Consider the following 6,400-nt stretch of genomic DNA (forward strand, 5'->3'; position numbering starts at 1 on the left):
ATGCTGTTGGGGCGGCGCGTGGCCAAGCGGCGTGCGGCGCAATCAGCGATCGGCAGCGATGGGCAGTTGCATGTCCGCCTGGTCGCCATCTTCTCGATCGCGGCCAGCGTGCCGATGCTGCTGGTCGTGATCTTCGCGTCCCTGCTGTTCCAATATGGCGTGCAATTCTGGGCATCGGACAGCGCGCGCGGGATGCTGCAGAATGCGAGCGACCTGGCGCGCGGCTATTATGAGCAGAATTTGCGCGAAGTGAGCGATGAAACCGTCACCATGGCGGACGATCTGCGCGACTATCTGACCCAGTCCGATGTCTCCAGCCCGCGCTTTGCCGAAGGGTTCATCTTCCAGGTGGTCACGCGCAAACTGAACCGTGCGTCGATCATCGAGGTCGGCAAGGACGGCGTGGCGCGGACGGCGGCGACGGTCGAACCGGACAATCGCCCGGCATCCGAGATATTGACGCCGGAAGTCACCAAGCGGCTGGCGGCGGGTGAAAATGTCGTGGTGCAGGCGCGGCAGAATCAGATCGAGGCGGTGACGCTGTTGTATCCGGGGTCGAAAATCTATCTCTACGTCACACGCAATGCGGGCAGTTCGTCCTTCTCCAATGCGGAGCGGGCGAAGACGGTGATCGCGGACTATGACCTGTTCGCGGCGCAATCGCGCGCGTTGCAGTTGCGGTTCAACATCGCCTTGTTCGTGGGATCGCTGCTGCTGGTCGGCATTGCCGTCTATATCGCGTTGGCGGTGGCCGATTGGATGGTGCGGCCGGTCAATGAGCTGGTGACGGCGGCGCGGCGGATCACGGCGGGCGACCTGTCGGCGCGCGTTACCAGCCTGCAGAGCCGCGATGAGATCGGCACGCTGGCAGCGGCGTTCAACCGGATGACACAGCGGCTGGAAGCGCAGACCGGCGCGCTGGTGGGCGCGAACAGCCAGTTGGACGAACGGCGCGCCTTCATCGAGGCGATCCTGTCCGGCGTCAGCGCTGGCGTATTGTCGGTTGATCGTGACGGCGAAATTCAGTTGCTCAACCGATCGGCCGCCGCAATTTTGGTGGAGGAGGGCGATGATCCGGTCGGTCGGACATTGTCCGAGATCGCGCCGGAATTGGCGGAGTTCATTGCGTCGGGCGACGGCGCTGGCATCGTGCAGGTGCGCGCGCATGGCGACCTGCGCACATTGGCGGTCAAGCGGTCCGAGGATGCGTCGCGCCATATTCTGACGTTCGATGACATCACCCAGCAATTGTCCGATCAGCGTCGCGCCGCCTGGTCCGATGTCGCGCGCCGGATCGCGCATGAGATCAAGAACCCGCTGACGCCGATCCAACTGGCCGCCGAGCGGCTCCAGCGCCGCTATGCCGAGGAAATCACGAGCGATCGGCCAACCTTCACCCGGCTGACCAGTACGATCGTCCGACAGGTGGGCGATTTGCGCCGCATCGTGGATGAATTTTCGTCCTTCGCGCGGATGCCCAAGCCCGTGTTCCGGCGCGAGGCCGTGGCCGATATTGCGCGTCACTCCCTGTTCCTGCACGAAGTCGCGCATCCGGCGATCCGCTTCGAATTTCACACCGACCAGCCTGACCTGGAACTGGTCTGCGATCGGCGGCAGTTGGGGCAGGCACTGACGAACATCGTCAAGAATGCGGTGGAAGCCATTGAACCCAAGCCGGTTCCCGATGATGGCAGTCCGCGCGGCCATGTCCGCATGACGCTGGCGGGCGAGGGCGACGCGCTGATCATCACGGTCAGCGACGACGGCATCGGGCTGCCGCCCGAACGCGATCGCATACTGGAACCTTATATGACGACGCGGACCAAGGGGACGGGTCTGGGCTTGGCCATCGTCAAGAAGATTGTGGAGGAGCATCTGGGGGAAATCCGCTTCGACGATGCGCAAGGTGGCGGTGCGCGCGTGACATTGCGGTTTGCCGCAGGGGCGCTGGAACGACTGGAAGAGGGGCAGGTAATCGCCATGCCCCAGGGTAATTTGACGGGAAAAGTGACGGCCAATGGCGCTTGATATTCTGATAGTCGACGATGAGGAGGATATTCGCGATCTGGTCGCGGGTGTTTTGGAGGATGAGGGCTTTACCGCCCGCACCGCCGGCAATGCCGATGCCGCGATCGAGGCGCTGGACGCGCGCCGCCCTTCGCTCGTCCTGCTCGACGTCTGGTTGCAGGGGTCGCGGATGGACGGCCTGGAGTTGCTGGACGAGATCAAGCGGCGTGACCCGACCATCCCGGTGCTGATGATTTCGGGCCATGGCAATATCGACACCGCCGTCGCCGCGATCCGCAAGGGCGCAGCCGACTTTATCGAAAAGCCGTTCGAGGCCGACCGACTGTTACACCTTGTCAGCCGCGCCACCGAGACCGAACGGTTGCGGCGCGAGAATCAGGTGCTGCGCGCCCGTTTCGGGCAGGATGACGAACTGACCGGCAGTTCCGCGTCGATCAATGGCGTGCGCGCCACGATCAAGAAGGTTGCGGGCACCGGCAGCCGCGTGCTGATTTCGGGTCCGGCGGGCGTCGGTAAAGAGATAGCCGCACGGATGCTGCATAGCTGGAGCGGGCGGGCCGATTCCCCCTTCATCATCGTTGCGGCCGCGCGCATGGACCCCGACCGGGTGGAAGAGGAATTGTTCGGGCTGGAGGATCAGAGCGGTCTCGTCCGCCCCGGCTTCCTGGAGCAGGCGCATGGCGGCACGCTCTATATCGATGAAGTCGCCGACATGCCGATCACCACGCAGGGCAAGATTTTGCGCGTGCTGACCGACCAGAGTTTCACACGGGTGGGCGGTCAGCGGCATGTGAAGGTGGATGTGCGGGTTATCTCGTCCACGGCGCGCGACCTGGCGGGCGAGATTGAGGAACGGCGGTTCCGTGAGGATCTTTTCTATCGCCTCAACGTCGTGCCGCTGGCCATTCCGCCGCTGTCCGAACGGCGCGATGACATACCGCCGCTGGTCGAACATTATCTCGCCCGCTTCGCCGCAGAGCGGCGCGTGCCGCCGCCGGAAATGGCGAGCGATGCGATGGCCGCGCTGCAGGCCAATGAATGGCCGGGCAATGTCCGCCAGTTGCGCAACGTCATCGAACGCACGATGATCCTGGCGCCGGGTGACCGGATCGGCCGTATCGAACTCGACATGCTGCCGCCCGAATTGACCAGCGGTGGCGGCGGGGAAGGGATGGGCCAGTCCGCGATCATGGGCGCGCCGCTACGGGAGGCCCGCGAGAGTTTCGAGCGGGAATATCTGCGCATTCAGATCCGTCGTTTTTCGGGTAATATCTCGCGCACCGCGACCTTCATCGGCATGGAACGATCGGCATTGCACCGGAAATTGAAGCTGTTGGGGATAACCGACGACAAGGAATAGACGCGCGCCATTCCCCATGGACGACTGTTCGCAATTGCGATACGATCGTTGCGCCTCCGACAAGCGGGGGCAAGCAAGACACCCTGCTTAAGGGCGCACGAGCGGGTAACGTCCCGCCAAGAATAAAGGACTGGCGACGACCATGGCCGACAAAATGAACAATTTGCAGGATATTTTCCTCAACAGCCTGCGCAAGAGCAAGACCCCGGTGACCATGTTCCTGGTCAAGGGCGTCAAGCTGCAGGGCATCATCACCTGGTTCGATAATTTTTCCGTGCTGCTGCGCCGCGATGGCCAGTCGCAGCTTGTCTACAAGCATGCCATTTCGACCGTCATGCCAGCGCAGCCGATGGACTTGTCCGACCTGCGCAAGGCGAGCGAGGGCAATGGCAAGGCCAAGCTCCTCCAGGAAATCTTCCTGTCCGCCGTCCGCAAGTCGGGCAGCCCGGTGACGATGTTCCTGGTCAATGGCGTCATGCTGCAGGGTGAAATCGCTGCCTTCGACCTGTTCTGCATGCTGCTGGAACGCGATGGCATGGTCCAGCTCGTCTACAAGCACGCCATTTCGACGGTCCAGCCGCTCCATGCGCTCGACCTGACCGGCGAGAATGAACAGGACGATTGACCGGCCCTGCGCGGAACGCACACGCCGTCCGCATTTCATCGAATAATAGTCTATGCGCTCCCGCGCAGGCCTTTGCCCCGTTCCTCCGTTGAACCGGGTATTTGTCTGTTCGGGAGCGTCCTGTGTTTTGAGGCGTTAAACTTCCATGGCCATATTCAATCGCGATTCCGAAGATGAAGTGGCGCGCGGCGCGCGCGCTGTCGTCGTTCATGCCGAAACCCATGGCGGCGACCGGCGCGACAGCGACGCCCGGCTGGAGGAAGCGCGCGGCTTGGCCTTGGCGATCGGCATCGATGTGCGGGCGGCGCAGGCGTTCCGTGTGCGCGACCGCAAACCCGCCACCCTGTTCGGCAGCGGTCAGGTCGATCAGATCGCGACGCTGGCGCGGCAGGAAGAGGCCGACCTCATCATCGTCGATAACAGCCTATCGCCGGTCCAACAGAGTAATCTCGAAAAAGCCTGCGAGGCCAAGGTCATCGACCGAACCGGGCTGATTCTGGAAATTTTCGGCGAACGCGCGGCGACCAATGAAGGGCGGCTGCAAGTCGAGCTTGCGCATCTTGATTATCAAGCCGGGCGCCTGGTGCGCAGTTGGACCCATTTGGAGCGGCAGCGCGGCGGCTTCGGCTTTCTGGGTGGTCCTGGCGAAACCCAGATCGAGGCGGATCGGCGGATGATACGCGATCGCATGGCCAAGATCCGCAAGGAACTCGATCAAGTTACGCGCACGCGCGGGCTGCATCGCGCCCGGCGGCAGCGTGCGCCCTGGCCGGTGATTGCGCTGGTGGGCTATACGAATGCAGGCAAATCGACGCTGTTCAATCGCATGACCGGCGCTGACGTCATGGCGCAGGACTTGCTGTTCGCGACGCTTGATCCGACCATGCGCCAGATTGCGCTGCCGGGTCTCGACAAGGCGATCCTGTCCGACACTGTGGGTTTCGTTTCCGATCTGCCAACCCAGTTGATCGCGGCGTTTCGCGCCACGCTGGAAGAAGTGTTGTCGGCCGACTTGATCGTGCATGTTCGCGACATTGCCCATCCGGACAGCGATGCGCAGCGCGATGATGTGCTGGATGTCTTGGGTGAACTGGGCGTCGCAGGCGAAGCTGCGCTGGAGCGGGCTGAGGGTGAACCGCCCGCGCCACTGATTATCGAGGCGTGGAACAAGCTTGATTTGCTGAACGCCGACGCTGCGGTGTTGGCGCGCGAAACGGCGGCGCGGCGCGATGATGTGGCCATCTTGTCGGCGCTGACCGGGGAGGGCGTGGACCAGCTTCAACGCATGATCAGCGATCATATGACCACAGGCGCGAAGGTCTATGGCCTGCGCATTCCGGTGTCAGATGGCGCGGCGATGGCCTGGCTTCACGAACATGGTGAAGTGCTGTCTACGGATGTGGAAGAGGAGGAGAGCCGGGTCGAGGTACGGCTATCCGATGCGGCCTTTGCGCGGTTCGGGAAGCGCGGCGAGGCCTAGGTGCTTAGGGCGTTTTCTCCTGCCGCTTGGCCTGCTGCCATAGCTCTTCCTTCGCTTCGAGCGACAGGGCGGTGAAGTTCGCTCCGGCCTGCTGCTCCATCGCGCGGAAGCGGCGATCGAATTTTGCATTGCCTGCGCGCAGAGCGGCTTCCGGATCGACCTTCAGATGACGTGCGAGGTTGACGACGGCGAACAACAGGTCGCCGACTTCCTCGGTGCGTTCAGCCTGCGTGGTCGCAGCGCGGACTTCGTCCAGTTCCTCCACGATCTTGTCGATGGCGCCGGCCGTATCGGGCCAGTCGAAGCCGGTACGGGCGGCGCGCTTCTGCAGCTTTTCGGCGCGAAGCAGCGCGGGCAGGGCGTTCGCGACACCGGCAAGCGCGCTGGGGTCCGGTTCCTTTTCGGCCCGTTCGGCTGCCTTGATCGCCTCCCATTGGGCATGGCCGTCTTCACGCCGTGCGTTTTCCCCGAAGACATGGGGATGCCGCCGGGTCATCTTTTGGGTGATGCCGTCGATCACATCCTGCAGATTGAAATGCCCGGCCTGTTCGGCCATGCGGCTGTGAAAGGCCACCTGGAGCAGAAGGTCGCCCAGCTCATCGCAAAGCGCCGCCATATCGTTGCGCTCGATGGCGTCGGCGACTTCATAGGCTTCCTCGATCGTATAGGGCGCGATCGAGCCGAAATCCTGCACGATGTCCCATGGGCAGCCGGTGTTCGGGTCGCGCAGCCGCGCCATGACGGTGGCAAGCGGCATGATGTCGGCGGGACTGGCTTTGGACATGGGCGGTTCCGGCTGTTGGAGAGGTTGATCCAGCCGATAGGGCCTGTGCCGGGCTATGGCCAGAGGCGGTTTCGATTTGAAGCGCGACATCCATGGGATGCGTAGCATTTCATCCAGGGTGGG

Annotated in this window: 5 protein-coding genes; 4 read left to right on the top strand and 1 reads right to left on the bottom strand. The window is 63.1% G+C overall.

Annotation, left to right across the window (positions count from 1 at the left end):
* The 4 genes from IL54_RS07930 to hflX all read left to right on the top strand — a co-directional run.
* On the top strand, positions 1 to 2,028 hold a 2,028-nt coding region (locus IL54_RS07930; RefSeq protein WP_076605479.1), incomplete at its 5' end, for a sensor histidine kinase.
* Positions 2,018 to 3,388, top strand: coding sequence for a nitrogen assimilation response regulator NtrX (gene ntrX, locus IL54_RS07935; protein ID WP_037474542.1), 1,371 nt, complete (start codon positions 2,018 to 2,020; stop codon positions 3,386 to 3,388). The genes IL54_RS07930 and ntrX, both read left to right, overlap by 11 nt.
* Before the next feature lie 130 nt (positions 3,389 to 3,518).
* On the top strand, positions 3,519 to 4,013 hold the full coding sequence (hfq, locus tag IL54_RS07940) for an RNA chaperone Hfq (RefSeq protein WP_310222215.1): 495 nt from the start codon (positions 3,519 to 3,521) through the stop codon (positions 4,011 to 4,013).
* A gap of 145 nt (positions 4,014 to 4,158) precedes the next feature.
* Entirely contained in the window at positions 4,159 to 5,493 is a 1,335-nt protein-coding gene (gene hflX, locus IL54_RS07945; protein WP_037474547.1) for a GTPase HflX, read from the top strand.
* Positions 5,494 to 5,497: 4 nt separating this feature from the next.
* On the opposite strand, the gene mazG is transcribed toward hflX, so the two are convergent.
* Positions 5,498 to 6,277 (bottom strand): nucleoside triphosphate pyrophosphohydrolase, encoded by a 780-nt coding sequence (mazG, locus tag IL54_RS07950; RefSeq protein WP_037474550.1) that lies wholly within the window; start codon positions 6,275 to 6,277, stop codon positions 5,498 to 5,500.
* Positions 6,278 to 6,400: the final 123 nt, after the last annotated feature.

It is taken from the genome of Sphingobium sp. ba1 (assembly GCF_000743655.1).
Classification (GTDB): domain Bacteria; phylum Pseudomonadota; class Alphaproteobacteria; order Sphingomonadales; family Sphingomonadaceae; genus Sphingobium.